The organism is Kiloniella laminariae, assembly GCF_027214005.1.
Taxonomy (GTDB): Bacteria; Pseudomonadota; Alphaproteobacteria; order Kiloniellales; family Kiloniellaceae; genus Kiloniella; species Kiloniella laminariae_A.
In genome coordinates this window covers 268,621-293,441 of sequence record NZ_JAPWGY010000004.1, presented here as the reverse complement: position 1 = coordinate 293,441, position 24,821 = coordinate 268,621, and the positions used below count along the sequence as shown (strand labels likewise).

Sequence of the window (24,821 nt, the reverse complement as noted above, 5' to 3'; positions counted from 1 at the left end):
GACAAGATGATACCGGGAAATATACAGGAAATGCCTCCTCACCTGCTGGTTGTTGATGACGACACCCGCCTTCGGAATCTTTTGCAAAAATTCCTCAGTGACCAGGGGTTTATTGTCACGACAGCCAGCAGTGCAGCCGAAGCGCGGGCACATCTGGCATCTCTTTCTTTTGACCTGCTGGTTCTCGACATCATGATGCCGGGTGAAAGTGGGCTGGATCTGACTCTCTCTCTCCGCGAGAACAACCAGGTCCCTATACTGCTACTGACGGCCATGGCAGAGACCGAAAACCGGATCAGCGGCCTTGAAACCGGCGCTGATGATTACCTCTGCAAGCCCTTCGAACCCCGGGAACTGGTTTTGCGAATCAATGCAATCCTCAAACGGGTTCAACCCATGGCACAGGAAACACAAGCAACCACAGATAACATAGTGTTTGGTTCTTTTCGATTTGATATGCGCAAGTCACAGCTTTGGCTAAAAGATGATTTCATCCACTTGACCGATGTCGAAGCCATGTTGCTAAAGGTATTGGCTGGCAAGGCAGGGACTCCTGTCAGTCGTGATGACCTTATCAAAGAGGGCGCAGAACTCTCAAGTGCGCGTACTGTCGATGTTCAGGTGACACGCCTGCGGCGGAAAATTGAACAGGATCCTCGTTACCCCCGTTACCTCCAGACAGTCAGGGGCATCGGTTATGTCCTGCAAACAGACTGAGTCGGGGTAAACCGATCGATGGCAACGGATACCACAACGCAAGACAGTCCGGATCAGAACGTCAATAATGATCTGACGACAAAATCCCCCTCATTTTTAAAGCGCTTTCTGCCGCGTTCCCTTTTAGGGCGATCCCTGCTGATTATCATCACACCTCTGCTGTTGGTTCAGGCCATCTCAGTATGGGTCTTTTATGATCGACATTACGAGACAGTAACCAAACGCCTGGCCCAGGGCCTTGCCGGTGATATCTCTATGGCTATCCTGTTACTTGAAAAAACAGAAACGCCCTATGAGCAGGCCCATATATTCCGACTGATGCAAAAAACCACAGATCTCTCCCTGACCCTGCACCATGACATAACCCTGCCACCCACGGCATGGACTCCTGATTGGTCAGTCCTGGAGCGACGGCTTGATCAGGCGATCAGCGAACAAATGATGAAAAACTTTGATTTCATTCATCAGTATGAAATCGATACCGTCAGTCTCGCGGATCAGGTCAAAATACAGATTCAGCTCGACAGTGGCGTTCTGTTGATCCTTGTACCAAGCAAACGTCTTTTTACCTCAACAACCTATCTGGTAATTCTCTGGATGGTTGGATCTTCGGTCATCACCTTCGGGGTCGCGGTTATTTTTATGCGCAATCAGGTTCGCCCCATTCAACGCCTTGCCCGTGCGGCGGAAAGTTTCGGTAAAGGCCGGGATGTAAAGGGGTTCAAACCAGAGGGAGCCACTGAAGTCAGGCAGGCTTCCGGAGCCTTCATACGCATGAGATCAAGGATAAAAAGACAGGTCGAGCAACGCACGGCTATGTTGGCCGGGGTAAGCCACGATCTGCGAACCCCGCTTACACGGATGAAGCTTCAACTTGCCATGGCAGGACAGGATGAGGATATAAAAAACCTGCAAACTGATGTGATCGAAATGGAGCAGATGATCAACGGTTATCTGGCTTTTGCCCGCGGCGAGGGTCGCGAGGAAACTGTCAGCTGTGAAATAACAGGGTTACTCCGGGATCTGGTGGATCAGCTTGGACAGAACAACAACCCGATCGACCTTCACATCGAAGAAGACATTGTTATCCAGTTACGCAAGGAAAGCTTTAAGCGCGCAGTTAGCAACCTTGTAACCAATGCCCAGCGTTATGCCCAACACGTTATGGTCTGTGCCAGAAAACGAAAGTCCGCTTCTGGCTATTTGCTTGAGATTACCGTTGACGATGATGGCCCGGGCATTCCTCCAGAAAGTCGTCTGGATGTCTTAAAGCCTTTTTTCAGGCTTGAACAATCCCGAAATCAAGCGACTGGAGGGGTCGGTCTGGGGCTTTCCATCGCCAATGACGTCATCAGCAACCACGGGGGCGATTTGTCTTTGGAAGACGCCCCGGGAGGAGGGTTGCGAGCCAGGATCATTCTACCGTTTTAAAAAACGACAGAAACCATTATCCAGTTGGCCTAATGCATACGGCTTCCGTTTGGAACTTTTTTATCCGGGGCCAGAAGGATAATAGCCCCTTTAGAATCAGAAGCTCCCAACACCAGAATTTCGGACATGAAACTGCCGATCTGACGCGGAGGAAAGTTCACAACAGCCAAAACCTGGCGCCCGACCAGATCTTCGGGTTGGTAGTGCACCGTGATTTGAGCTGAGGACTTGCGAACACCTATTTCCTCGCCAAAATCGACCCACAGCTTGATGGCGGGTTTTCGTGCTTCGGGATAAGGCTGGGCGTCAATCACGGTCCCTGCCCTGATATCCACCTTCAAAAAATCATCAAAGCCGATCTGGTCCGTCGCTTCTGCCATTATCTAAAACTCCTTCTTCGTCTGACGCATAGTGAAGAGGCGTTTTTACAATGACAAGATCCTATGCCGCTTTTTTACTTCTCTTGCTGCAGAATGTTTCCGAACATCTACGCGCCCAGCTGTCAAGTTTGCCCAACCCTTTGTCGAGAGAGGCCATTGTCTTGACCATATCTTCGCTCTCATCTTTCAACCAGACTCGAAATGCCCCGAGATAAACAGCACTCAAAGCCTTGGTTCTCAGGAAACCACGTAACCCGCTGGTCGAGATTCCTGCAGCTTCCAGTACCAACGCCATCGAATGACGCAGGTGACACAACTGGGAAACGGCAGAAAAAGGATCACTGCTCCCAGCCTTGACCACAGACTTTAGCCCTTGTTTATAAGGACTTAGAGCCTCGAAACGGTTCATCATCAGATCAAACAAGCGATCTTTGACAGGCTGTTCCAGACGATCTTTTTCCTCACCATCCATAAGCTGAAGATCTGCTTGAACCGCCAGATGCTGCAAAATAGCAGCCTTGGAGGGGAAGATTGCGTATAGCTCAGACAACGGCAGCTTCGCTGCAACGGCAATTTCGGCAAGGGACAGGTTTTGCCAGCCCTGCTCAATCGAAAGTCGCATCGCCGTTTGCAGAACATGATTGGGGATATCTGTTTTTTTCATGGTCAGTCTCCCTAATGAAAGATCCATAGGGTACATATAATAGCAAAAAAACCTTCTCCAAGCCTCTTTTACATCACCATACCGTTGCCTTCGCCAATTGACTTCAACTGCAGACTATTCAGGAGAGTTCCCGGCTTCTTTTGGTTGCAGCCGCAACAGCCTTGCTGAGCAGGGGCTGTAACCCGTCTTCTGCCATCAGCACCTCAAGCGCCGCCTGGGTCGTTCCGTTGGGACTGGTGACATTGATACGCAGTTGTGAAGGACTTTCTTTTGACTGACGCATTAATTCACCAGCCCCAGAAACAGTTGTATCTGCCAGTTTTCTTGCCAACTCCTCTGGCAATCCTGCATCTATCCCGGCCTGTGCCAGACATTCTGCCATAAAAAAGATATAGGCTGGTCCACTCCCGGAAACACCAGTAACCGCATCAATATGGTCTTCCTGATCAAGCCAAGCTATTTCACCAACAGCCGCCATCAACTCCCCACAGGCAGCCTGCTGATTTTTGTCTGTATTCGGATTTCCATAGAGAACGGTCATGCCCCGGGAAACCGCTGCCGGAGTATTCGGCATGGTTCTGATCACCGCTGCGTCCTTGCCCAGCTTTTCTTCAAAGAAACTGATTTTCTTACCGGCCACAACGGAAAGAAAAACCGTCTCAGGGCGTACAAAGCGGCGATAATCGCCAATTGCTGAATCAATCATCTGGGGCTTAACTGCAAACATGACCAAAGCAGGGCTGAAACCCTCATCAACTTCATCCAGTGTTTCCAGGGTAATAACTCCCTGGTCACGATAGACCCCCATGTAACTTGCCCGGGCACTGGGGTCGACAACAGTCACAGAGCTGCCCGGCAGGCCTCGATCCAGCCACCCTTGAAGCAACGCGCCCCCCATTTTGCCACAACCAATAAGCAGCAAAGGTCCATCAATCAACATCGCTCGCATCCTGTCTAGATTATCAAGACAGGAACTTTACGCTTCTCCGGCTACATCCATCAAGGCCAGATCCACTGCTGTGCTTTCAACAGGATCTCCTGCACAGACAAGGTGAATGGCAGGGACCAGGCGATCCCATTCTGCCAGAGCCGTTGCAACCAGATCTTCTGTCAAATCCCCGTTAAAGGCCTGCTGCCCCCGCAGAGGAACAGTATGCCGGAACGCGGGGCTTCCCGTCTCCGGGATCAAATCAAAATGCCCCAACCATAACTGGTTGTTGACACTCATCAGCAACTCACAAATTCGGCTATATACCTCCTGGGGGATCTCGACTTCGCCGTGGCAGGCGAAGAACATGGCTTCCAGTTCACTTTGCCACTGGAAATGAAGATGAAGCGGACACCAGATCCCGTCGATAACCACCATGAGTTCGAAATCGCTCTCACGTTCAAAGTCCCAGTTACAGTCCAGGACCCATTCTTCGATCACATCAATGGGATTAAATGGTAGCAGCTCACTTGTAGCGTCTGAGTTCATTGCACTGACTCCTCACTGGAATAGCCGGGCAAGATCAAATAGGCGTTGAAGCACCCAAGATATGGGTCATCTCCGACAACGCACTACCAAATATAGACTGCCATAAAATGATTCCGCGATACAAGTGAAAAGATCAAAAACAAAACCCCGGAAAACTTTCCGGGGTTTGATTGATAACAGCCACTCTGCTCAGTGTCCTCGTACCATCCCTCATATCTGCGATCAAAAAGACAGTTCCTGACAGAGATGACCGAGTTGATCGAGAGCAGCTTTAGCCTTCTGCTTTGTCGTTTTTCACCGTCGTTTTGGTGGATGTTTTTTTAGCCGTTGCAGTTGTCGACGAGGTCGATGCCTCAAGAGCCGACAAACGGGCTTCAAGCGCCGTAACTTTATCAGCCAGATCTTCGCCGACCTCACGAGCCTTGACGGCAACAGCTTTCATCGCTTCAAACTCTTCGCGTGGCACCACATCCATCTGGGACAGGATCCGCTCAAATTGCTCGCGTACTCTTGCTTCGATCTCGCCACGCATTCCTGCCGCAGCTCCCATGGCACTGCTGGCGACCTTTGCCATATCATCAAGAATCCGATTTTGGGTCTGCATCACTCTTTGCCTTTCACAGTGCTTGTCATCATGACGGCTGATTTGAATCAGCGCTGAACTGCCTCTAATATGGCCTCTACTGGCCGCTTCATCAACCGGAGTTCGCACAGCCTCGACCAGAAACAGAAAGAATACGCAAAAATATCCTCCCCGGCGCTTCTCTCTGGGTGGCAGAAAGCATATATAGGGGGGATCACGCAATACTGAGGAAGGTTCTCTCACATGTATCTTGTAACTGGCGGAGCCGGGTTTATCGGATCAAATCTTGTTGCCGCACTGGTTCAGCAAGGCAAGTCAGTCGTCGTTTGTGACTGGCTTGGCAGTGGCGACAAGTGGCGCAACCTCGCCCGGCATGAGCTTGAAGACATCATTCCTCCTGAAAAGATGAAAGACTACCTCTCGCAGCACGGCGAGAGAATCAGCGCTGTATTCCATATGGGGGCGATATCGGCGACGACGGAAACCAATGCCGACGCCCTGATGGACAATAACTTCCGCCTCAGCAAAACTCTTTGGAACATCTGTGCAACCCGTCGCATTCCTTTCATCTACGCCTCCTCTGCCGCAACCTATGGCGGTGGAGAAGGGGGTTTTGATGATGACCAGAGCATAGAACATCTGGCCAAACTGCTCCCGCTCAATGGCTATGGCTGGAGCAAACAGCTGTTTGATCGTTGGGTAGCACGGCGGATTGCCAACAATGCTCCCCAACCACCACAGTGGGCCGGGTTGAAATTTTTCAATGTTTACGGTCCCAATGAGTACCACAAGGAGGGCCAGGCCAGTGTGCCCTACCACCTGTTCAAACAGATCACCACAGGCGAACCGGCCAGACTTTTCCAGTCACATCACCCTGATTATCCTGACGGGGGCCAGCTGCGTGATTTCATCTCTGTGGACGACTGCATCAATGTGATGCTGTGGCTCAAAGACAACCGCAAGGTCAGTGGCCTGTTCAACGTTGGCACCGGGCAGGCAAGAACCTTTTCTGATCTGGCGCGAGCAGTTTTTGCTGCGATGGACAAGAACGAAAACATCAAATACGTACCCACACCCGAAGCCATCCGTGATAAATACCAGTATTTCACCGAAGCCAACATGGACAAACTCAAGGCTGCAGGCTATGACCGCCCCTTCCTCACACTCGAAGAAGGTGTCACCCGCTATATCCAGGAACATCTTGCCCGGGAAAATGCTTACCGATGACACAGGACTTGCTGCTCGCCGCTCTGGCTTATCCCGAGATTGATCCCATCGCCGTCTCGATTGGCCCTTTCGCCATCCGTTGGTACTCCCTGGCTTATATCTTTGGCATTGTCATTGGCTGGCGCTATTGCCGCTGGCTCTGTTTCCAGGCGCCGCGTCTGGTCCGACCGATTGCCATGGATGATTTTATGGTCTGGGCAACCCTCGGAATTATACTTGGTGGCCGCTTGGGCTACGTACTGTTTTATAATTTCACCTATTTCCTCAGCAACCCGCTTGAGATCTTTGCTGTCTGGCAAGGCGGCATGTCCTTTCATGGCGGTCTGCTTGGCGTCATCACAGCAATGTTCTTCTTCGCCCGACGTGAGAAAATTCATTTCTTTACACTCGCGGATATCGTGGCTTGTGCAGCACCGATCGGTCTGCTCCTGGGGCGCCTCGCCAACTTCATCAATGGCGAGCTTTTTGGCCGCGTCACCACTGCGGAAATTGGCATGGTGTTTCCCAATGGCGGGCCTTTGCCTCGACACCCGAGCCAACTGTACGAAGCCGGACTTGAAGGTGTTGCCCTGTTCCTGGTTCTCTACCTCGTTGTCCGGCTGGACGGCCTGAAAAGACGGGGCCTGATTTCCGGTCTGTTTATGATTGGCTACGGCCTCTCTCGTTCAACTGTCGAGTTTTTCCGTGAACCGGATGCCCATATCGGTTTCCTCTTTGGGGGCACGACTATGGGTCAGCTACTCTCGATTCCCATGATCCTTGCCGGACTCACGATTGCCGTTATGGCCTTCCGTTTGCCACAACAGATTACGGGACCGGAACACAAGCCGGAAGACATCTCCCCCAAGGCTGCAGATGCCGCTGCCAAGAACAAATCCGGGTCAGGAAAAAAATGACTGCGCGAAAGGAAAGCTCAGCAGCCCTTGCACGCATTGCAAACAGGATTCGCCTGGAGGGGGCCATAACAGTTGCCGATTATATGGCTGAAGTTCTCATCAGCCCCAAACACGGTTACTACATGGCTGGAGAACCTTTCGGCACAAAAGGGGACTTCATTACAGCCCCCGAAATCAGCCAGATGTTCGGTGAGTTGATCGGATTATGGTTCGCCGACACCTGGTATAACATAGGCGGACCAGCCACGATCAATCTGGTTGAACTCGGCCCCGGGCGCGGCACTCTGATGTCGGATCTGCTCAGAACCGCGACCATGGTGCCCGGCATCCCCGGCTTTGCCCAGAGCTTACAGGTGCATCTGGTTGAAGTAAGTCCTTCTCTGCGCAAAAAGCAGAAAGAAACTCTCGCGGGATACCCCATAACATGGCATGAGGACCTGTCCAGTCTTCCGGAAGGACCAACATTCTTTCTGGCGAATGAATTCTTTGATGCCCTGCCGATCCGTCAGTTTGAACACGCGCCACAGGGATGGTGCGAACGCCTAGTTACCCTGTCAGAAAAGCCAACAGTGCCACAGGAAGCACCTGGCGCGGCCTCCCCTGGTGGCGGCATCTCACCCGGCTTGCAATTCACGCTCTCCCCCCCTTCGAAAGCCATTGAAACCCTTTTACCCCCTTCCTTACGCGAAGCGGCAGTCGGCGCGATTATCGAGCGGTCACCTCTTGCCTCCAGCTATATACACGAGATAGCGACACACCTTGACGAACAGAGTGGTGCCGCATTGATCATTGACTATGGCTGGGCCACGCCAACCGCGCGCCCAAGTCTGCAAGCCGTCAAAGCACACAAATACCATCCAGTCCTGGAGCAGCCGGGAACGGCAGATCTTTCTGCACTGGTTGATTTTCCTGCCTTGATCGAAAGCGCAAAAAAAGCCCGTTGCAAACCTCATGGCCCCATCACTCAGAGAGATTTCCTCCGCGCCCTCGGGATTGAACAAAGGGCCGAAATGTTGCGACGCAGTGGCAGCGACAGCCAGGTTCTTGATATCACGGCAGCGGAACATCGTCTCACTGCTTTGGACCAGATGGGCGAGCTCTTCAAAGTGCTGGCTCTGACATCTCAAGGCCTGCCAACACCTGCTGCTTTCCCGGAAACCTCAAGCTCTGAACCCCACAAGGATACGCCATGCTGAACAGTCCTGCTCTCGAAAATCTGGATGGTATCCGGCACGGCTTCTTCACCCGTCAGGGCGGAGTTAGCCAGGGCCTGTACAGTTCCCTCAATTGCGGGTTTGGTGCCGACGAGCCAAGAGAAAACGTTCTGGAGAATCGTGCAAGAGCCCTTGCCCGAATGGGCTCTCCTGACGCCAGCCTTGTAACGGCCTATCAGATTCACTCGGCTGATGTACATATTGTCGAACAGGCATGGTCGAGCCCGGATGAAGCGCCCAAAGGGGATGCGCTGGTTACAAACAAACCGGGAATAGCCTTGGGCATCATGACTGCCGACTGTACACCAGTACTCTTTGCCGACCCCGTTTCTGGTGTCATCGGTGCAGCACATGCCGGCTGGCAGGGCGCAATAAAAGGTGTGACCGACAGTACCATTACAGCCATGGAAAGTCTTGGAGCCCGCCGCGAAAACATTCATGCCGCCATAGGACCCTGCATCGCGCAAATATCTTACGAAGTCGGTGCCGAGTTTGCACATCGCTTTTGTGAAGAACAGGAAAGCAATCTGGAATATTTCATTCCTTCCCCCCGGGAAGGGCGCTTTCTGTTTGACCTGCGCCGTTATGTCGGCAACAGCCTGAAGGCCAGTGGCATCAAACAGCTGTCGGTCTCAAAAAACGATACCTATAGTGAATCAGAGCTCTTTTTCAGTTACCGCCGCTCCTGCCACTTCAAGGAAAACGATTATGGCCGGGGCCTTTCAGCGATTGTATTGGAAGAATAATGCCGCATCTTCTGTTCTTTTTTCTGCTCTGCTTCCTCGGGCTGCTCGCGACCTGCACCTTTGTATGACCCCCTTCTGCTCTGCTCGGCCTGAACCAGAAGAGAAAATTGGAAACACATGAGAGTATCCGTTTTATTGCTTTTGACGGGACTGGTTTCTTTTCTAGCGGCCTGCGGTCCTCTACCACGGCCTTTCATCGATCCGGAGCCAACCAGAAATCCCCTACTTCACCTTTCAGGGACCCAACCTCTGTCCGTTGGTCTTCCGCGGATCGAGTTTATGGACAGCCATCCTTTTGAGCCTGATCTGGCTCTTTGGGCGCAAGATACACTGAGCAAGGATTTGCTGGAACAGGGACTACCTGCATCGAAGTTCCACCCCACGATCAGCAGTCTGTATCTGGAAAGCCGTTTTTTTGTCACGCACCTTGCTGTTTCGGCCAGCAATGAACAAGAGGCCGTCCCCCAGCCCGAGAATGTCGTCCTCAGCCTGGAAACCCGCGTCAGTGACTCCGCGGCACCTTCTCCTCTTTTCGAGTTACAGGAACAGACCCAGGTTCCCGGACAGGTTCTCGCCGCCAATCCCAAAATCCTGATGCAAGAACTGATCAGCAGAACGGCTGTCCGCCTCAATCGGGAAATTCTTGCTGAAAAATCATCTGTATCAGGGAAATTCGAAAAAACACCCAGCTTTCAGAATCGCCTTTACCTCAGCGCTCTCCCCGATAGCCTGCCAGAGAAAAGCCGGGAAAATCTGATGTTGGAACTCAGGACCTCTTTGCAGCTACGCGGGATTAATCTACAGCCGGAAAATAAACTGGAGACAAGCCAGATTGATCCCCCCCTGATCCTGCAGCTCGAGATTGACCAGAAACCCGAAACAGGGCTGTTGCTCCTAACCTTGCGCTGGAAAGTGATCGATCACAACTCTGGCGAGCAAATTGGATTGATAGAACAAACCAACCCCGTACCGCTTCTGCCGTTGTCTCGTATCATTGACCCTGCTGCAGAGGTTATTGCCGAGGGCGCGGCCAGTGGAATCGCTGATCTTTTGCAACAAAAGAGTCTTCAGAATCAATCTGTTCTCAATTAAGAAAAAAATGAGTCTTTATGGGCGTTTACAGAAATGTCAGGGGTTGATAAGTTCCGCCCGTCCAAACTTAAAACTATGGGCCCAACTTTTAATGAGTTCAGGCCCAGTTAAGCCGGGAATTTTGGCGTGAAAATCTTAACGGGTAACAGCAACCGACCATTGGCCGAGGCCATTTCCGCCTATCTGAATCTGCCCCTGACAAAAGCATCTGTTCGGCGTTTTTCAGATATGGAAGTTTTTGTGGAAATTCATGAAAACGTCCGCGGCGAAGATGTGTTCATCATTCAGCCGACCTCCTATCCCACCAATGATAATCTGATGGAACTTCTGGTTACCATTGATGCGTTGAAACGGGGTTCAGCCAGCCGCATCACAGCCGTGATTCCTTATTACGGCTATGCCCGGCAAGACCGGAAATCCGGTCCCCGAACACCAATTTCTGCGAAGCTGGTGGCGAATCTGATCACGACAGCCGGCGCAGACCGGGTGTTGACCATGGATTTGCACGCAGGTCAGATTCAGGGATTCTTTGACATTCCAACTGATAATCTTTTTGCTGCACCTGTCTTTAGCAAAGACATTCACGAGCGCATGAACAAAGAACCTCTGACCATCGTGTCGCCAGACGTTGGCGGTGTCTTGCGTGCCCGCGCTATTGCCAAACGCCTTGATGCTGATCTTGCCATCATCGACAAACGCCGTGAAAAAGCCGGTGTTTCCGAAGTGATGAACATTATCGGCGATGTCAAAGGCCAGCGCTGTATCCTGATTGACGATATCGTTGATTCTGCGGGAACGCTGTGCAATGCGGCCATGGCATTGAAAGATGCCGGCGCAACTGCCGTTTCCGCTTACATCACCCACGGCGTCCTCTCCGGAGGGGCTGTTGCCCGTGTTACAGCATCGCCTCTGGAAGAACTGGTTATGACAGATTCGATCCAGGCTACCGAAGCTGTTCGCGTCGCCCATAATATAAGACAGATTTCCGTTGCTCCCCTTTTGGGTGAAGCCATGCGACGGATCAGTGACGAACAGTCGGTTTCCTGCCTGTTCGACTGATCAGCCTTGCTGACGGATTAATTTGACGAAATGCATCCGCCCGTATAAAAGACGGGCGGATTCTTCGGTTCAGCACCCCTGGAGGCTGGCCGATTGCTGCAACGGCAGGGCACGAAGCTCTGCCGCTGTTTTTTGACTTATTGGAGAATAAAATGAGTGACATCATTAAAGTGAGCGCAGAAGCTCGTGAACGAGCCGGAAAGGGGGCCGCTCGTGCCGCACGTCGCGCAGGACTCGTTCCTGCCGTCATCTACGGTGCGAAAAAGCAGCCAACCATGATCAACCTGGACCCTCGTCCAATCATGAAAGAGTACACAACCGGTCACTTCGGTACCCGCCTTTGGGAAATCGAAATTGATGGTAAAAAAGAGCGTACTCTTCCGCGCGACATCCAGCTACATCCTGTGACTGACATGGTTGAGCACGTTGACTTCCTGCGCGTTTCTGCCAAGACAACGGTTCATGTCGACATTCCTGTGCACTTCATCAACGAAGAAACCTGCCCAGGCCTGAAAAAAGGCGGCGTTCTCAACGTTGTACGTTACGACATCGAACTGATCTGCCGCGCAGACCAGATCCCTGAGCATATCGAAGTTGATATGGCCGGATTTGAACTGGGTGACAGCGTTCACATTTCTTCTGTTAAACTTCCAGCAGGAACCGAGCCTGTAATCTCTGATCGTGACTTCACCATCGCGACCATTGCTGTACCAAGCTCTGTCAAATCCGCCAAATCCGGCGATGCTGACGAAGAAGAAGCTGAAGAAGAAGAAGCAGAAGCTTAATATCTTCTTTCTGACCGGAAAGATTAAGGAAAGCCAACATGTTAATGTTTGTCGGCCTTGGCAACCCCGGACAGAAGTACGAAAAAAACCGGCACAACATCGGTTTTATGGCGGTGGACGATATCGTCCACCGCCATCGTTTTTCCCCCTGGAAAGCACGTTTTCAGGGACAGGTTTCCGAGGGCCGCCTGGGGCAGGAAAAAATCCTGGTCCTCAAGCCCGAAACCTATATGAACGAATCTGGCCGCGCGGTTGGAGAAGCCGCCAGATTTTTCAAGATCCCTCCCGAAGACATCTATGTATTTTACGACGAGCTGGATCTGGCCCCCGGCAAGTTGCGGATCAAGCAAGCCGGCGGTTCTGGCGGGCACAATGGCATCAAGAGCATTGATGCACATATCGGCAAGGAATACTGGCGTATTCGCATGGGGATCGGGCATCCCGGCCACAAGGATCGCGTAACAGGACATGTTCTCGGCGACTTTGCCAAATCGGAGCAAAGCTGGCTGGAACAAGAACTCGACGCTATTTCCCGCCACGTCACCTTTCTCGCGCAACGGGACGACTCGGGTTTCATGTCCCGCGTGGCCCAGGAACTAGCCCCGCCGCGGCCCAAAAAAGACAAGCCCGAAACGGCCGAAGCTAAAGCGGCTCCACAGCCTGAGGCCAACAAGCGCGCAACACAGCAGGCAGAGGCGAAAAAAACCGACCAACCTGCAGAAGGCTGGCAATCCTCCTTGGCGCGCTGGCTTACAAATAGTAAAACGCGTTCAGACTAGAGACATAACACACAGACCCCGATGCAGATTATTGCCTGGGGGGACAAGCGAAAGGCGAGAAAAATGGGTTTCAACTGCGGTATCGTTGGCCTGCCAAACGTGGGCAAGTCCACCCTCTTCAATGCGTTGACGGAAACCGCCGCAGCCGAGGCAGCCAATTATCCTTTCTGCACAATCGAGCCCAATATCGGCAGGGTTGCAGTGCCGGATCCCCGTCTGGACAAGATTGCCGCCATCGCCAACTCACAGAAAATCATTCCGACACAGCTCGAATTTGTCGATATTGCCGGTCTGGTACGCGGTGCCTCAAAAGGCGAAGGCATGGGGAACGAGTTTCTCGGCAACATCCGCTCCGTCGATGCCATCGTTCATGTCTTGCGCTGTTTCGATGGTGAAGTCACTCATGTCGATGGTTCTGTCGATCCCATTCGCGACGCGGAAACTGTCGAGACAGAGTTGCTTATCTCCGATCTGGAGTCCGTTGAGAAGCAGATTGCCTCCAATACCAAAAAAGCCAAAGGCAACGACAAGGAAGCCAAGGCCAAACTTGCCGTTCTCAATACCGTTTACGAGGTTCTCCAGGACGGTAAAGCTGCACGCACAGCCGATATTTCGGCCGATGACAAGCCGATCTATGACCAGCTTCAGCTGCTGACAGCCAAACCGGTTCTTTACGTTGCTAACGTCGAAGAAGAAAACGCCGCCACAGGCAACGCCTATTCCCGGCTGGTAGAAGAACGCGCCGCTGCCGAAGGCGGTATCTGCGTCATCATTTCTGCCGCTATTGAAGCCGAAGTCGCGTCTCTGTCCGATGCCGAAGAAAAGGCCGAATTCCTGGCAGATCTTGGATTGGAAGAAACCGGTCTCAAACGGATAATTCGGGCTGGCTATGAACTTCTTGGTCTTTTGACCTTCTTCACCGTTGGCCCCAAAGAAGCCCGGGCCTGGACTGTCGTTGCAGGCTCGACAGCCCCCAATGCAGCGGGCGAGATTCACACCGACTTTGAACGCGGCTTCATTCGCGCTGAAACCATCGCCTATGATGACTACATTGCCTGCAATGGCGAACAAGGTGCAAAAGATACGGGAAAAATGCGGGCTGAGGGCAAAGAATACCTGACCAAAGACGGTGATATTTTCCACTTCCGCTTCAACGTCTGATTTTCTGTTCACCAGATCAGATCCAATAAAAAAGGTGGCTTGCGGGCCACCTTTTTTATTGGGAAAGATACGGCTGTTTACCAGTATTCTGGATAGCTTCGCTCACGAGACAGATTGTTGGCAACAAGCCCGACCACGAGAAGCACAAGAGTTCCACTTAAAACCGGGGTAAAAATAAACGACCAGTCTGCCTTCTCCAGCATCACGACCAGAGGTGTTGCTCCAGCAGGGGCATGCAAGGTTCGGGTCATCTGCATCAGGGCAATGGCCGAGGCAACGGCGATCCCCATGGACCACCAGTCGACCCCCAACAGCTCCATAATGACCAAACCGACAACAGTCGCGATCAAATGCCCCAGGACCAGATTTCTGGGTTGCGCCAAGGGGCTGTTGGGTAATCCGAAAATCAGAACGCAACTCGCGCCAAAAGGAGCCATGAAAAAGGGAGCCCCAGCTGTACTGGATAACCAGGCAATAGCAGCAATCGCAACACATGCCCCTAACCAGCTCCAGAAAATGAAGTGGCGATTGGGTATCGGAGGCACAGCTGCCCCCTGTCCGCGATATTTAGCGAAATGCTGTCTCATCTTTGATTTACCTGGAGTGTTATGCCCGAGAGAGTTTATCGAACAACTGATATAATGGAACAGGCTCAGCATTCTATTTTAAAAAACCAATCAGCTTATAATCGATTCAGCACTTTCAACCAGACTTTGCTAAATGCGCCCTATCTCGCATCAAAAGCCAACACCACACCACAGGCATCCTTCTCCATAAGCCTGAGGCGCTGATCACCCTCTTTGTGGCACGCAACCCTATAAACATCGAAATAGGCCTCTGTGGCCCTTATATCATCACACCAGAGGTGTATCGCGGCCATATAACAATCCCGCACCCTGTTTTGTGGTTCTATGCCCGGGTAAAAGCGTCGCATGTCTTCTTCCGTAATCAAACGGATCACGTGGCTCGAGCTTGGCAGATGGATTTCAGTAAATCCGTCCGAGACGATAACGGCATCCTCACCAAAAAATGCCGCATAGTTATCAATGGTCTCACTGGGGTCCGGCATGACATAGACAACCCGGCGAATCCCTGTCGCCCCATTGGGATGGTTTACCCATTGCGGCTGCCAGACTATTTCCGGTGTCTTGTGCACACAGGCAAAAGAAGCGATTCCCGGTGTGACTTCAGCGCCATACCGCAACAGTTCAAATCGGGGCATGACCTCCCCGCTTTCCAGCTCCAGTATGCGCTTCAGTACATTCAGCCCCTCAACATTATGTCCTTTGCCTTGCAACAGAGCTGCGGTTTTCGAAAGATCATTTCCACGAAAAGCAACACCCAACCCGCCTTGGCCTTGCTTCAGGAACTGATCAAGACCATTGGTGTCCTGTTGCCCATCAACAATCCCGAGAAGCTCAAGGTAATCATCTGGAAACATGATGCAGTAATTGGCCGTTCCCCAGCCGATATGCTTTCCCCGTGGGGTAAGCTGAAAGCCCAGCCGCATATAGCCATGACGGGCTTCTTCAAGCTGGGCTGTACCGATCAGGAGATGATCAATACCTTCAAGCGTTTCACCGAATACCATATCCTGCCCCTCAAGTAACAATTGCAGCTTCAGACCTTACGTCATTTTCATCCGCTTGCGAATTTTCTCTTCCCTATCTCCAAAAAGAAAAGGCCGCCCCTCGGGACGGCCTTTCAAACAAGAAACCATTAAAGGCTTAGTGTACCTTGGCAAAGGCTTTGCGTTTGGCTGCATACATGATCAGCGTGAAAATGATCAGAAAGATCATGACCTTCACACCCGTCTGTTTGCGTGCTTCCAGCTTGGGTTCCGCAGCCCACATCAGGAAGTGCGAAACATCGGTTGCCATCTGCTCAACAGTCGCTTCCGTGCCATCTCCATATTCAACATCGTCACCGAAAAGAGGTGGCGACATGGAAATCAGGTGGCCAGGGAAATACTTGTTGTAACTCAGATTACCAACATCGATATCAGCTGGCGCATCTTCATAACCTGTCAACAGGCCATAGAGATAATCAGGGCCACCAACACGAGCTTTGGCCATCAAAGAGAGATCAGGCGGGGCCTTGCCACCATTTGCTGATGCTGCAGCTTTCTCGTTAGGGAAAGGAGCAGGGAAACGATCAGAAGCAGAACCTGCTCTTTCGAACATTTCGCCTTCATCATTCGGCCCGTCTTCAACAGTGTACTCTGCCGCAATCGCCTTGATCTCGTCTTCGTTGTAACCAAGATCAGTAAGGTTACGGAAAGCAATCAGATCAAGCGAATGGCACGCAGAACAGACTTTCTGGTAAACCTGAAAACCACGTTGCATAGAAGCCTTGTCATATGTGCCAAAAACACCGTCAAAGCTCCATTCCTGCTCGGGAAGCTCAACAGCGTCCCCAGCAGCGAAAGCGGGAAGTGAAAGGCAACCAAGCGAAACGGCGAAGAAGCCAGATAGAATTTTCTTCATTGGTCTTCCCTCTCTCAGGACTTCATTACGGCTTCATGGATTGAGCTCGGCAATTCTCGCGGACGTTCGATCATCGGCAGAATAAATGGCATCAACACCAGGAAGTGGAAGAAGTAGTAAGCTGTTGCAATACGGCTGGCGATCACAAACACGCCTTCCGCAGGCTGACCACCGAGATACCCCAGTGCCAGACCATTGATAAGGAAAATCCAGAAGAAAATCCGTGCCATTGGGCGGAATTTGCAACTACGGATCGGAGAACGGTCCAGCCACGGCAGGATAAAGAGAACTGCAATCGCCCCGAACATGGCCAGAACACCACCAAGCTTGTCAGGGATCGCCCGCAGGATCGCGTAGAACGGCAGGAAATACCATTCCGGCACGATATGTGCTGGTGTCGATAGCGGGTTCGCTGGAATGTAGTTATCCGGATGTCCCATGTAGTTTGGCGCCCAGAACAGGAAGACAGAGAAGGCAATCAGGAAAACACCAACACCAAGCAGATCCTTGATGGTGTAATAAGGCTGCATTGGCAGACTGTCCTGAGGACCTTTCATATCAATGCCCAGCGGGTTGTTCGAGCTTACCGTATGCAAGGCAATCAGGTGAAGCATGACAACAGCCACAATGATAAACGGCAACAGATAATGCAGGGCAAAGAAACGGTTCAGGGTCGGGTTATCAACCGAGAAGCCACCCCAGAGCCAAGTCACGATATTCTCGCCAACGATCGGAATGGCCGAGAACAGGTTGGTGATCACAGTTGCACCCCAGAAGCTCATCTGGCCCCAGGGAAGAACGTAGCCCATGAAAGCGGTCGCCATCATCAGCAGGAAGATCACAACACCCAGCTGCCACAGCAGCTCGCGCGGCGCCTTGTAAGAACCGTAATAAAGACCACGGAACATGTGAATGTAAACGGCGATAAAGAAGAACGACGCCATATTCATGTGAATATAGCGGATCAGCCAGCCGTTGTTCACATCGCGCATGATCCGCTCAACCGAGTTGAAAGCAAGATCGACATGCGCGGTATACTGCATGGCAAGAATAATCCCGGTTACAATCATTGTAACCAGGGCAAAACCTGCAAGAGAACCGAAGTTCCAGAGGTAATTCAGATTCTTTGGCATCGGATATTCGTAGATGCTGTGATGCATCACGGAAATGATCGGCAAGCGATCTTCGACCCACTGAACCACTTTGTTGTTTGATTTAAAACTCATGACGCGCCCCTTAGCCGATCTTGATTGAACTGTCAGTCAGGAAGACATACGGAGGCACTTCCAGGTTCTTTGGCGCCGGACCTTTGCGGATACGGCCGGAAGTGTCGTAGTGAGAACCATGACAAGGGCAGAACCAGCCGCCAAACTCGCCACGGGATTCACCCGTTTTCTGTCCCAACGGCACACATCCAAGGTGCGTACAAACGCCCACAAGAATAAGCCATTCAGGTTTTTCAACACGATCAGCATCAGGCTGAGGATCTGGCAAGTCTGCCAGGGGTGTTTCTTCAGCTGTATTGATCTCTGCACCTGTGCGGCGGCGGATAAACACTGGTTTACCACGCCAGGTAATGGTCACACTCTGACCTTCCTCGATCGGAGACAGGTCTACCTCGGTAGAGGAAAGAGCCAGAACATCCGCAGAGGGGTTCATAGAGTCGATCATTGGCCACAAAGCCCCGGCCGCGCCGACTACTGTCATAGCCCCGGCCGTTAGGTACAGAAATTCACGCCGGGTCTCGCCGGACCCTTGGGCGGAATTCGCAGGAGTCGCGCCGTCTGCCATTTGTGTAATCCCTATTTTCATCTCTCAATCAAACAGTCCCGGATAGGAAACTGCATTATGATACAGGCGATTTGAGCGAACGCTCTTGTCTAACCCGTTGTGCGCCCCCATCTAAGCATTGCTAGGATCAGGTTCGGATGTGACATCCTGTCGCGGTTAGGGTTAGTCCCATATTCAGTGACAGGCTATAAAGGATTTGTCATCGAAACGCAAAGACTCTAAGTGTGAGTCAGGCAGGAAAATGTCATTTTTTTCTCTGTCAGCGCCCTTCAACCTCCTCATATTCCTGATCTTACACCATGCGCCTTGCTCTTTACCAACCAGACATCCCCCAGAATACCGGAACCATGCTGCGTCTTGCGGCCTGCATGAAGGTCGCTGTCGATCTGATCGAACCCTGTGGATTTGTCCTTAACGACAAAAAACTGAAACGCTCAGGTATGGATTACCTCGAACAGGCAGAGCTGCTCCGGCACAGCTCCTGGAATGCCTTCATCGCTGACAGAGACCAGCGAACAGACAAAGGGCGTCTGATCCTGCTCTCGACCAAGGCTGAAAGCAGCTATACCGACTTTGCGTTCCTGCCAAGTGACACGCTCATGGTAGGCCGGGAATCAGCCGGGGTTCCAGAAGATGTGCATAGCTATGCTGACGCCCGGATCATTATCCCCATGGCGCAGGGCGTTCGCTCACTCAATGTGGCGGTCTCGGCAGCGATGGTTCTGGGTGAAGCCTTGCGCCAGACCGCTGGCTTTCCCGAACTGAAAGCACTATAAAATTACATTCGCCAAGCTGACTGTCCCGCAGGGCAGGACATACAAGAAGACGAGAGAGTAATGTACGAACGCCAGGCCCCGAACAAAGACTTTCCTGATCATGCAGCACCAGCAGACCACAAGAAACAGGCACAGAGCTGGTTTCGGGATCTGCGTGACCAGATCTGCTCCGCCTTTGAGACGCTGGAAGACGAGTTGAGCGGCCCTGTACTTGAATCCAGAGGCAACCCCGCTCCGGGTCGTTTTGAACGCAAGATCTGGGAACGCGACGGCGGCGGTGGTGGCGAGATGTCCCTTATGCATGGACGCCTGTTCGAAAAGGTCGGTGTCAACATTTCCACCGTAATGGGCGAATTCAGCGAAGAGTTTGCCCAGCGAATCCCCGGCGCCAGTACAGATCGACGCTTCTGGGCCAGCGGGATTTCCCTTGTCGCCCATATGCATTCTCCCCTGGTTCCGGCTGTTCACATGAACACCCGCCACATCGTCACCACCACCAGCTGGTTCGGCGGCGGCGGGGATCTGAATCCCATGTATCCGGTTGAACAGGACACAGAAGATTTTCACCAGGCCTTCAAAATAGCCTGCGACAAACATAACCCCGGCTACTATCCGACCTTCAAGGAATGGTGTGACGAATACTTTTTCATTCCCCACCGCAACGAAGCACGGGGCGTCGGCGGTATATTCTATGACTACCTCAACACCGGTGACTGGGCTGCAGATTTCGCCTTCACACAGGATATCGGCCGTGCTTTTCTGGAGATATATCCCCAACTGGTACGCCGACATATGCAGGAAAGCTGGACTGAAGAACAACGCAGGCATCAATTGTTCCGGCGCGGACGCTATGCAGAATTTAATCTGCTCTATGACCGTGGCACTATGTTCGGATTGAAAACCGGCGGCAACGTCGAAGCCATCCTGATGTCCATGCCCCCCGAGGCAGCTTGGCCCTGAGCAGAAACCTGAAATAATGAGACAACACGCTTGCACTCCACTGATCGAAACTGACCGTCTGAGATTGCGTTATCTCAACGAAGAGGATGCTCCCTTTATCCTTGAGCTTCTCAATGACCCGGCGTTTATCAAATACATCGTGGACAAGGGTGTCAGAACGGTTGATCAGGCAAGGGATTACATCACAACAGGGCCCGTCGCCAGCTATAGAAAAAACGGCTTTGGGCTTTACCTCACGGAATTAAAAGAAACCGGAGCCCCAATCGGCATGTGCGGTCTGGTCCGCCGTCCCGGTCTCGATTATCCGGATATCGGATACGCTTTTATGCCCGAGCATTGCGCCAAGGGCTATGCCACAGAATCGGCACAGGCTGTTCTGGATTACGGCAGGAATGAACTGAAGCTTGATAAAATCGTGGCAATCATCAGCCCTGGCAACCAGGCCTCAGCCAGAGTGCTCGAAAAAATCGGCCTGAAGTTCATCTATGAATTTCGGCTTGAAGGCTATGACACCGATACCTGCTATTATGCCTGACAGGGGAAACACAGAACCCCTGTTCTAGAGCCGCTCCTTGCTCAGGGCAAAAGCAACACATTCTGAAGCTACGGGTTTGAAATCCTGTTCAATCCACCATTCTTCTGTCGCTTTCATCACACGCCCGACCCGCGGGCCGGGCTTCATCCCGGCAGCAAGAAGATCTCTCCCCTGCAGCGGAAAGAAGACAGGGCGCCAATTCGCGATCTGCTCCTTGATTTTTCTGGCAGCGTCAGAATCAAAAGTCTGTGAGTTAACCGCCATATTCAGACGCAGAAGATCAGATACCAGCCCGGCGCCCAGGCGATAAAGCACCCGGCGCATTTCTTGCCTTTCCAACATCAGGTTTACCCTCTGTTCAGGCAACGCAAGAGAGAGAAAATGCTGCTGTTCAGCACCAGAAAAACGTAACCTTTCGGGGAGAACCTTCAATTTTTCCATGGCGGCACCAGCCGTCAGGGCAACCAGCCGAACCAGAGGATCCCGCCGCCCTTCCAGCAGGATAAAGCGCTCGAAAACCTCTGTGTCTTTTACTTCGGAAAGAAAATTATGAAAAATTCCGTTTTCCAACATCGAGCGAACGACATGCACAGGATCAGGCGCAGCCAGTAACCGTAGCAACTCTGAACGAATTCGCTCTGCAGACAGCCCCTTGAGTAGATGCGCCTTCTCCCTTGTTGCCGCAAGACCGGCTGGATCGATGTTCTCTCCACCATACCAGGCCTGAAAACGGAAAAAACGCAACAGACGCAGCGCATCTTCCTCAATCCGGGTTGCTGCGTCGCCGACAAACCGGACATGCCGTTGTCTCAGATCTTCAATTCCACCAAAGGGATCAAAAACCTGCCCTGTGGGTGAACAGGAAAGAGCATTGATTGTCAGATCACGACGCGCGGCATCTTCCACCCAGTTATCGGTATAGGCAACTTTGGCATGGCGACCATCTGTTTCCAGATCCAGTCGCAGCGTTGTGATCTCATAGGTTTTGTGGTTACAAACAGCCGTGATGGTGCCGTGTTCAATCCCCGTTGGAATGGCCTTGATTCCTGCAGACGTGAGCAGCTCTATTACCACCTCTGGCAAATCCGGCGTGGCAATATCAATATCTTTGATCTCACGTCCGGCCAGGGCATCGCGAACACAACCGCCGACGAATCTCACATCCTGCCCTGCAGCACCCAAAGCCTGCATAACACGCAGAGTTTCCGGAACCTGCATCCAGGCTTGTTGTTCTAGCTGAAAAGTATCAGTCATAAATCAGAGACAGGCTTTTCAATCGGCGGCGGATTGTATTTTGGCGGTGTCAGGCTGTCACCCGGTGCCGGGCCTGTAGATAGGGAGAAATGGAATGCAAGCGCCATCCCCGACAGAATAACACCCGCCAGGAACAATCCGGCCCAGGGACCGCGCTCGATCCAGGGAAGGTCGGCCAGGGCCTGCTCTCCATCAGCAGAGGTCCTTTTGCCCCGCGTCAGCAGATAATAGATAAAATAAAGTGCAAAAGGCAAAACAACAGGCAGCAAAATCAAAAGAAGTCGTGTCAACATCAGCTGTTTTTCAACCTTTCAGAATTCAGAGTTTCAGGGTGAGAAAGAACATCACAGAGATTGACGATCATCCCTGCTGTTGCCCCCCAGATAAAGTATTCCTGATAAGGGAAAGCATAATAATACCTTTTGCGTCCTTCAAACTCCCTGTTATGCCGCTGGCGGCTTCCCGGCTTGAGAAAGAAATTCAGGGGAACTTCAAAAACTTCAGCAACTTCAAAACTATCCGGATTGACAGGAAATGGAGGTTTGATAAGGCCAACAACGGGGGTAATCTCAAAACCCGTCCGGGTAATATAGGTGTCCAGGCGGCCAATCAGGGAAACGTGGTTTCGAGGGACACCGACCTCTTCTTCAAATTCCCGCAAAGCGGCATCTTCCTGATCCAGATCTCCCGGATCAATGCGCCCCCCTGGGAAACTGACCTGGCCCGCATGGTCATGCAGATGGTCTGTCCGGCGCGTCAACAACAGGGTGAAACCTTCAGATCGTTCGATCAGAGGCACAATAACAGCGGCAGGAACCAGAGTTCTTTCAGGTTCATAAAAATCAGGATTCATGTCGTGATCACCACGGACAAAGATCTCTCTCCGAGACGCCCCCCCATCAATCACAGTTCCAGACGCCGCATCCCTTTTCGCTTCACCAGGAGAAATTCCGGCAAATAATGATGACAGCTGCCCTGAAGTCCAGTTTCTTTCCCAGTCACTCATCTATCTGTTCGACATTCCCGAAAACATGAAACTTTCCTTTGCTCCAGACACCAATTTTTTCTTCTCGAACTTCGGCAAGATCAACCAGTTGATAATAAACCGAGCGTAGCAAACGTGCTTCCAGTCCTTCTCTCACCAATACATAGGGAACCGGGACCTGTTTTTCACTATGATTCTGCAGCTCTTCAGATGTTGCACTCGATGTTTCAAACCGAATCGGATGATCCGCATCCAGATCAAACCAGGTATCGACATTGTTTCGAAAGGAAATGACCCTGCTTTGCCCCTCGCCACTATGGCGTATTTCAACGGCAACAAAAGGAGCATCCTCCACAAGAATTCTGGCCCGTTCGACGGGGGTCACCAGCCAGTAGACACCCTCATTATCCTGCCGCAGAACAGTGGAAAACAGCCGGACAAGCGGCTTGCGCTCAATCATTCGGCCCTCGTGATACCACTGTCCATCCCGCGCGATTCTCATGTCGACATCACTGGTCAGTGGCAGGGCTGCAGCAGCCGCTTTTATCGCGGCTTCTTCCGTTACGTTCTGTTTGTCTTTTACCATAATTCGCTCGCCCTCCGGGTAACTGCCTTCACCCAATCGTCTGAAAGAGGTAATTCCCCTAGGCAGAGTTCGTGTTTCTGTCCATTATAACCAAGGTGTTAACATACCTGTAGCAGGACTCATGATACTATCTTTGGATATCACGGAGCAATAAACCCCGGGTATCCAAAGACAATTTATCCGGGAGAGTATGACATATGGACATCAAATACAGGAGCAAGGATACTTTGAGACAGGACCCTGAGGGAACCAGCGACGATCTGACCCGGAAAGCAGATCTGCTGTGTGAACGCCTGGCGCAACTCAATAGCAATCTCGGCAAAGTCATCTTTGGACAGGAAGATGTCATCGAGCAGGTATTGATAACATTGCTCGCAGGTGGGCACGCGCTGCTGGTTGGTGCGCCGGGTCTGGCCAAAACCCGCCTGGTCGAAAACCTCGGCATCGTCTTCGCGATGGATGAAAAGCGTATCCAGTGTACTCCTGATCTGATGCCTTCAGACATCATCGGCGCAGAGGTCCTCGAAGAGAATGAAACAGGGCGGCGATCATTTCGCTTCATCCCCGGTCCTGTTTTCTCTCAACTGTTGATGGCCGATGAAATCAACCGGGCTAGCCCCCGAACACAGTCTGCCCTTTTACAGGCGATGCAGGAACACACCGTAACTGTTGCAGGCATCAGCCATAAACTGCCGGCCCCCTTCCATGTTCTCGCGACCCAGAATCCGCTGGAACAGGAAGGGACCTATCCTCTGCCGGAAGCACAGCTCGACCGTTTCCTTCTCGAAATCTATGTCGGCTATCCGGACAAAGAAGCCGAACGCCAGATGCTTCTCGCCACAACCGGCACAAGTGAGCCGACTGCTGAAACCGTACTGACAGCCAGAGAGCTGCTTGAAGCCCAGAAACTTGTCAGAGAGATCCCGGTTGGTGAGGACGTTCTTGAAGGAATCCTCGCACTGGTGCGCAATGGTCGCCCGGAAGACACCACCGATGAACTGGTTCGGCAATTTGTCGCCTGGGGCCCCGGTCCTCGAGCCAGCCAGGCACTTTTGATGGCAAGTAAGGCTCGGTGTCTTCTTCAGGGACGATTAAGCCCTTCTCTTGAGGATGTTGTTGCTCTTGCCATGCCTGTTTTGCGTCACCGAATACATCTCGATTTCACAGCCCGAGCCGAAGGCATCACCCTGACTGATATTATAAACCGCCTGATCACTCCTCTGACATAGCGGATCAC

Annotated in this window: 29 protein-coding genes; 15 read left to right on the top strand and 14 right to left on the bottom strand. The window is 52.0% G+C overall.

Going from position 1 to position 24,821, the window contains the following annotated elements; translation table 11 throughout:
• Positions 1 to 30: 30 nt before the first annotated feature.
• Positions 31 to 717: a response regulator gene (locus O4H49_RS13835; protein ID WP_269424058.1), complete on the top strand. Its 687-nt coding sequence runs from the start codon at positions 31 to 33 to the stop codon at positions 715 to 717.
• Positions 718 to 735: 18 nt separating this feature from the next.
• Positions 736 to 2,148: an ATP-binding protein gene (locus O4H49_RS13830; RefSeq protein WP_269424023.1), complete on the top strand. Its 1,413-nt coding sequence runs from the start codon at positions 736 to 738 to the stop codon at positions 2,146 to 2,148.
• A 29-nt stretch (positions 2,149 to 2,177) separates the two neighbouring features.
• Here O4H49_RS13830 and O4H49_RS13825 read toward each other — a convergent pair whose 3' ends face one another.
• The 5 genes from O4H49_RS13825 to O4H49_RS13805 form a co-directional block, all read right to left on the bottom strand.
• The gene (locus O4H49_RS13825) at positions 2,178 to 2,528 is read right to left on the bottom strand and encodes a tRNA-binding protein (protein WP_269424022.1); all 351 of its coding nucleotides are present in this window, start codon (positions 2,526 to 2,528) and stop codon (positions 2,178 to 2,180) included.
• A 61-nt stretch (positions 2,529 to 2,589) separates the two neighbouring features.
• The gene (locus O4H49_RS13820; RefSeq protein ID WP_269424021.1) at positions 2,590 to 3,192 is read right to left on the bottom strand and encodes a TetR family transcriptional regulator; all 603 of its coding nucleotides are present in this window, start codon (positions 3,190 to 3,192) and stop codon (positions 2,590 to 2,592) included.
• Positions 3,193 to 3,310: 118 nt separating this feature from the next.
• Positions 3,311 to 4,132 carry a pyrroline-5-carboxylate reductase gene (proC, locus tag O4H49_RS13815; protein WP_269424020.1) on the bottom strand — a complete coding sequence of 274 codons (822 nt, stop codon included), beginning with the start codon at positions 4,130 to 4,132 and terminating at the stop codon, positions 3,311 to 3,313.
• Between the two features lie 36 nt (positions 4,133 to 4,168).
• On the bottom strand, positions 4,169 to 4,669 hold the full coding sequence (locus O4H49_RS13810) for a YbjN domain-containing protein (protein WP_269424019.1): 501 nt from the start codon (positions 4,667 to 4,669) through the stop codon (positions 4,169 to 4,171).
• A 271-nt stretch (positions 4,670 to 4,940) separates the two neighbouring features.
• On the bottom strand, positions 4,941 to 5,273 hold the full coding sequence (locus tag O4H49_RS13805; RefSeq protein ID WP_269424018.1) for an accessory factor UbiK family protein: 333 nt from the start codon (positions 5,271 to 5,273) through the stop codon (positions 4,941 to 4,943).
• A gap of 222 nt (positions 5,274 to 5,495) precedes the next feature.
• On the opposite strand from O4H49_RS13805, the gene rfaD reads away from it, so the two are divergent.
• The 9 genes from rfaD (at position 5,496) to ychF (ending at position 14,211) form a co-directional block, all read left to right on the top strand.
• Positions 5,496 to 6,479 (top strand): ADP-glyceromanno-heptose 6-epimerase, encoded by a 984-nt coding sequence (gene rfaD, locus O4H49_RS13800; RefSeq protein ID WP_269424017.1) that lies wholly within the window; start codon positions 5,496 to 5,498, stop codon positions 6,477 to 6,479.
• A gap of 11 nt (positions 6,480 to 6,490) precedes the next feature.
• Positions 6,491 to 7,375 carry a prolipoprotein diacylglyceryl transferase gene (gene lgt, locus O4H49_RS13795; RefSeq protein WP_269424057.1) on the top strand — a complete coding sequence of 295 codons (885 nt, stop codon included), beginning with the start codon at positions 6,491 to 6,493 and terminating at the stop codon, positions 7,373 to 7,375.
• Positions 7,372 to 8,571, top strand: a complete 1,200-nt coding sequence (locus O4H49_RS13790; RefSeq protein WP_269424016.1) for a class I SAM-dependent methyltransferase — start codon at positions 7,372 to 7,374, stop codon at positions 8,569 to 8,571. Before lgt ends, O4H49_RS13790 begins: the two co-directional genes overlap by 4 nt.
• Positions 8,565 to 9,335 carry a peptidoglycan editing factor PgeF gene (pgeF, locus tag O4H49_RS13785; RefSeq protein WP_269424015.1) on the top strand — a complete coding sequence of 257 codons (771 nt, stop codon included), beginning with the start codon at positions 8,565 to 8,567 and terminating at the stop codon, positions 9,333 to 9,335. The genes O4H49_RS13790 and pgeF overlap by 7 nt, the downstream gene beginning before the upstream one ends.
• Before the next feature lie 117 nt (positions 9,336 to 9,452).
• Positions 9,453 to 10,427 carry a hypothetical protein gene (locus O4H49_RS13780; protein ID WP_269424014.1) on the top strand — a complete coding sequence of 325 codons (975 nt, stop codon included), beginning with the start codon at positions 9,453 to 9,455 and terminating at the stop codon, positions 10,425 to 10,427.
• 126 nt (positions 10,428 to 10,553) lie between these two features.
• Complete coding sequence (locus O4H49_RS13775; RefSeq protein ID WP_269424013.1) at positions 10,554 to 11,486, top strand: ribose-phosphate pyrophosphokinase; 933 nt, start codon at positions 10,554 to 10,556, stop codon at positions 11,484 to 11,486.
• 152 nt (positions 11,487 to 11,638) lie between these two features.
• Entirely contained in the window at positions 11,639 to 12,271 is a 633-nt protein-coding gene (locus tag O4H49_RS13770) for a 50S ribosomal protein L25/general stress protein Ctc (protein WP_269424012.1), read from the top strand.
• A 38-nt stretch (positions 12,272 to 12,309) separates the two neighbouring features.
• Positions 12,310 to 13,050, top strand: a complete 741-nt coding sequence (gene pth, locus O4H49_RS13765; protein ID WP_269424011.1) for an aminoacyl-tRNA hydrolase — start codon at positions 12,310 to 12,312, stop codon at positions 13,048 to 13,050.
• Positions 13,051 to 13,113: 63 nt separating this feature from the next.
• Positions 13,114 to 14,211, top strand: coding sequence for a redox-regulated ATPase YchF (gene ychF / locus O4H49_RS13760; protein WP_269424010.1), 1,098 nt, complete (start codon positions 13,114 to 13,116; stop codon positions 14,209 to 14,211).
• 77 nt (positions 14,212 to 14,288) lie between these two features.
• Here the strand turns inward: ychF and O4H49_RS13755 are convergent, their stop codons facing one another.
• From O4H49_RS13755 to petA, 5 genes are all read right to left on the bottom strand, one after another.
• The gene (locus tag O4H49_RS13755; RefSeq protein ID WP_269424009.1) at positions 14,289 to 14,798 is read right to left on the bottom strand and encodes an HPP family protein; all 510 of its coding nucleotides are present in this window, start codon (positions 14,796 to 14,798) and stop codon (positions 14,289 to 14,291) included.
• 140 nt (positions 14,799 to 14,938) lie between these two features.
• Positions 14,939 to 15,802, bottom strand: coding sequence for a VOC family protein (locus tag O4H49_RS13750; RefSeq protein ID WP_269424008.1), 864 nt, complete (start codon positions 15,800 to 15,802; stop codon positions 14,939 to 14,941).
• 136 nt (positions 15,803 to 15,938) lie between these two features.
• On the bottom strand, positions 15,939 to 16,697 hold the full coding sequence (locus O4H49_RS13745) for a cytochrome c1 (RefSeq protein WP_269424007.1): 759 nt from the start codon (positions 16,695 to 16,697) through the stop codon (positions 15,939 to 15,941).
• A gap of 14 nt (positions 16,698 to 16,711) precedes the next feature.
• Positions 16,712 to 17,923 (bottom strand): cytochrome b, encoded by a 1,212-nt coding sequence (locus O4H49_RS13740; RefSeq protein WP_269424006.1) that lies wholly within the window; start codon positions 17,921 to 17,923, stop codon positions 16,712 to 16,714.
• A gap of 10 nt (positions 17,924 to 17,933) precedes the next feature.
• Positions 17,934 to 18,488, bottom strand: a complete 555-nt coding sequence (petA, locus tag O4H49_RS13735) for a ubiquinol-cytochrome c reductase iron-sulfur subunit (protein WP_269424005.1) — start codon at positions 18,486 to 18,488, stop codon at positions 17,934 to 17,936.
• 299 nt (positions 18,489 to 18,787) lie between these two features.
• On the opposite strand from petA, the gene O4H49_RS13730 reads away from it, so the two are divergent.
• The 3 genes from O4H49_RS13730 to O4H49_RS13720 are packed head-to-tail and all read left to right on the top strand — an operon-like array spanning position 18,788 to position 20,759.
• Entirely contained in the window at positions 18,788 to 19,264 is a 477-nt protein-coding gene (locus tag O4H49_RS13730; protein WP_269424004.1) for a tRNA (cytidine(34)-2'-O)-methyltransferase, read from the top strand.
• A 60-nt stretch (positions 19,265 to 19,324) separates the two neighbouring features.
• Positions 19,325 to 20,224 carry an oxygen-dependent coproporphyrinogen oxidase gene (gene hemF / locus O4H49_RS13725; protein WP_269424003.1) on the top strand — a complete coding sequence of 300 codons (900 nt, stop codon included), beginning with the start codon at positions 19,325 to 19,327 and terminating at the stop codon, positions 20,222 to 20,224.
• Between the two features lie 16 nt (positions 20,225 to 20,240).
• Positions 20,241 to 20,759: a GNAT family N-acetyltransferase gene (locus O4H49_RS13720; protein WP_269424002.1), complete on the top strand. Its 519-nt coding sequence runs from the start codon at positions 20,241 to 20,243 to the stop codon at positions 20,757 to 20,759.
• Between the two features lie 24 nt (positions 20,760 to 20,783).
• Here the strand turns inward: O4H49_RS13720 and O4H49_RS13715 are convergent, their stop codons facing one another.
• From O4H49_RS13715 to O4H49_RS13700, 4 genes are read right to left on the bottom strand one after another with little or no spacing between them, the layout of a single operon-like run.
• Positions 20,784 to 22,013, bottom strand: a complete 1,230-nt coding sequence (locus O4H49_RS13715) for a CCA tRNA nucleotidyltransferase (RefSeq protein ID WP_269424001.1) — start codon at positions 22,011 to 22,013, stop codon at positions 20,784 to 20,786.
• A complete protein-coding gene (locus tag O4H49_RS13710) occupies positions 22,010 to 22,306 on the bottom strand; it encodes a hypothetical protein (protein WP_269424000.1) in 297 nt (98 codons plus the stop codon). Before O4H49_RS13710 ends, O4H49_RS13715 begins: the two co-directional genes overlap by 4 nt.
• On the bottom strand, positions 22,306 to 23,019 hold the full coding sequence (locus O4H49_RS13705) for a CoA pyrophosphatase (RefSeq protein ID WP_269423999.1): 714 nt from the start codon (positions 23,017 to 23,019) through the stop codon (positions 22,306 to 22,308). Before O4H49_RS13705 ends, O4H49_RS13710 begins: the two co-directional genes overlap by 1 nt.
• Positions 23,012 to 23,584 (bottom strand): DUF1285 domain-containing protein, encoded by a 573-nt coding sequence (locus O4H49_RS13700; RefSeq protein WP_269423998.1) that lies wholly within the window; start codon positions 23,582 to 23,584, stop codon positions 23,012 to 23,014. The genes O4H49_RS13705 and O4H49_RS13700 overlap by 8 nt, the downstream gene beginning before the upstream one ends.
• Positions 23,585 to 23,781: 197 nt before the next feature.
• Between O4H49_RS13700 and O4H49_RS13695 the strand changes: the two genes are divergently transcribed.
• Complete coding sequence (locus tag O4H49_RS13695; protein WP_269423997.1) at positions 23,782 to 24,813, top strand: AAA family ATPase; 1,032 nt, start codon at positions 23,782 to 23,784, stop codon at positions 24,811 to 24,813.
• Positions 24,814 to 24,821: the final 8 nt, after the last annotated feature.

Excerpts from the sequence above, each read along its gene's own strand:
- O4H49_RS13820 (WP_269424021.1), bottom strand. The coding sequence starts at position 3,192 with ATGAAAAAAACAGATATCCCCAATCATGTTCTGCAAACGGCGATGCGA.
- O4H49_RS13770 (WP_269424012.1), top strand. The coding sequence starts at position 11,639 with ATGAGTGACATCATTAAAGTGAGCGCAGAAGCTCGTGAACGAGCCGGA.
- O4H49_RS13810 (WP_269424019.1), bottom strand. The coding sequence starts at position 4,669 with ATGAACTCAGACGCTACAAGTGAGCTGCTACCATTTAATCCCATTGAT.
- O4H49_RS13790 (WP_269424016.1), top strand. The coding sequence starts at position 7,372 with ATGACTGCGCGAAAGGAAAGCTCAGCAGCCCTTGCACGCATTGCAAAC.
- O4H49_RS13715 (WP_269424001.1), bottom strand. The coding sequence starts at position 22,013 with ATGACTGATACTTTTCAGCTAGAACAACAAGCCTGGATGCAGGTTCCG.
- O4H49_RS13755 (WP_269424009.1), bottom strand. The coding sequence starts at position 14,798 with ATGAGACAGCATTTCGCTAAATATCGCGGACAGGGGGCAGCTGTGCCT.
- petA (WP_269424005.1), bottom strand. The coding sequence starts at position 18,488 with ATGGCAGACGGCGCGACTCCTGCGAATTCCGCCCAAGGGTCCGGCGAG.
- O4H49_RS13695 (WP_269423997.1), top strand. The coding sequence starts at position 23,782 with ATGGACATCAAATACAGGAGCAAGGATACTTTGAGACAGGACCCTGAG.
- O4H49_RS13745 (WP_269424007.1), bottom strand. The coding sequence starts at position 16,697 with ATGAAGAAAATTCTATCTGGCTTCTTCGCCGTTTCGCTTGGTTGCCTT.
- O4H49_RS13835 (WP_269424058.1), top strand. The coding sequence starts at position 31 with ATGCCTCCTCACCTGCTGGTTGTTGATGACGACACCCGCCTTCGGAAT.
- O4H49_RS13750 (WP_269424008.1), bottom strand. The coding sequence starts at position 15,802 with ATGGTATTCGGTGAAACGCTTGAAGGTATTGATCATCTCCTGATCGGT.
- proC (WP_269424020.1), bottom strand. The coding sequence starts at position 4,132 with ATGTTGATTGATGGACCTTTGCTGCTTATTGGTTGTGGCAAAATGGGG.
- O4H49_RS13830 (WP_269424023.1), top strand. The coding sequence starts at position 736 with ATGGCAACGGATACCACAACGCAAGACAGTCCGGATCAGAACGTCAAT.
- O4H49_RS13710 (WP_269424000.1), bottom strand. The coding sequence starts at position 22,306 with ATGTTGACACGACTTCTTTTGATTTTGCTGCCTGTTGTTTTGCCTTTT.
- O4H49_RS13805 (WP_269424018.1), bottom strand. The coding sequence starts at position 5,273 with ATGCAGACCCAAAATCGGATTCTTGATGATATGGCAAAGGTCGCCAGC.
- O4H49_RS13825 (WP_269424022.1), bottom strand. The coding sequence starts at position 2,528 with ATGGCAGAAGCGACGGACCAGATCGGCTTTGATGATTTTTTGAAGGTG.
- ychF (WP_269424010.1), top strand. The coding sequence starts at position 13,114 with ATGGGTTTCAACTGCGGTATCGTTGGCCTGCCAAACGTGGGCAAGTCC.
- O4H49_RS13740 (WP_269424006.1), bottom strand. The coding sequence starts at position 17,923 with ATGAGTTTTAAATCAAACAACAAAGTGGTTCAGTGGGTCGAAGATCGC.
- hemF (WP_269424003.1), top strand. The coding sequence starts at position 19,325 with ATGTACGAACGCCAGGCCCCGAACAAAGACTTTCCTGATCATGCAGCA.
- pgeF (WP_269424015.1), top strand. The coding sequence starts at position 8,565 with ATGCTGAACAGTCCTGCTCTCGAAAATCTGGATGGTATCCGGCACGGC.
- rfaD (WP_269424017.1), top strand. The coding sequence starts at position 5,496 with ATGTATCTTGTAACTGGCGGAGCCGGGTTTATCGGATCAAATCTTGTT.
- O4H49_RS13780 (WP_269424014.1), top strand. The coding sequence starts at position 9,453 with ATGAGAGTATCCGTTTTATTGCTTTTGACGGGACTGGTTTCTTTTCTA.
- O4H49_RS13705 (WP_269423999.1), bottom strand. The coding sequence starts at position 23,019 with ATGAGTGACTGGGAAAGAAACTGGACTTCAGGGCAGCTGTCATCATTA.
- O4H49_RS13720 (WP_269424002.1), top strand. The coding sequence starts at position 20,241 with ATGAGACAACACGCTTGCACTCCACTGATCGAAACTGACCGTCTGAGA.
- O4H49_RS13700 (WP_269423998.1), bottom strand. The coding sequence starts at position 23,584 with ATGGTAAAAGACAAACAGAACGTAACGGAAGAAGCCGCGATAAAAGCG.
- O4H49_RS13730 (WP_269424004.1), top strand. The coding sequence starts at position 18,788 with ATGCGCCTTGCTCTTTACCAACCAGACATCCCCCAGAATACCGGAACC.
- pth (WP_269424011.1), top strand. The coding sequence starts at position 12,310 with ATGTTAATGTTTGTCGGCCTTGGCAACCCCGGACAGAAGTACGAAAAA.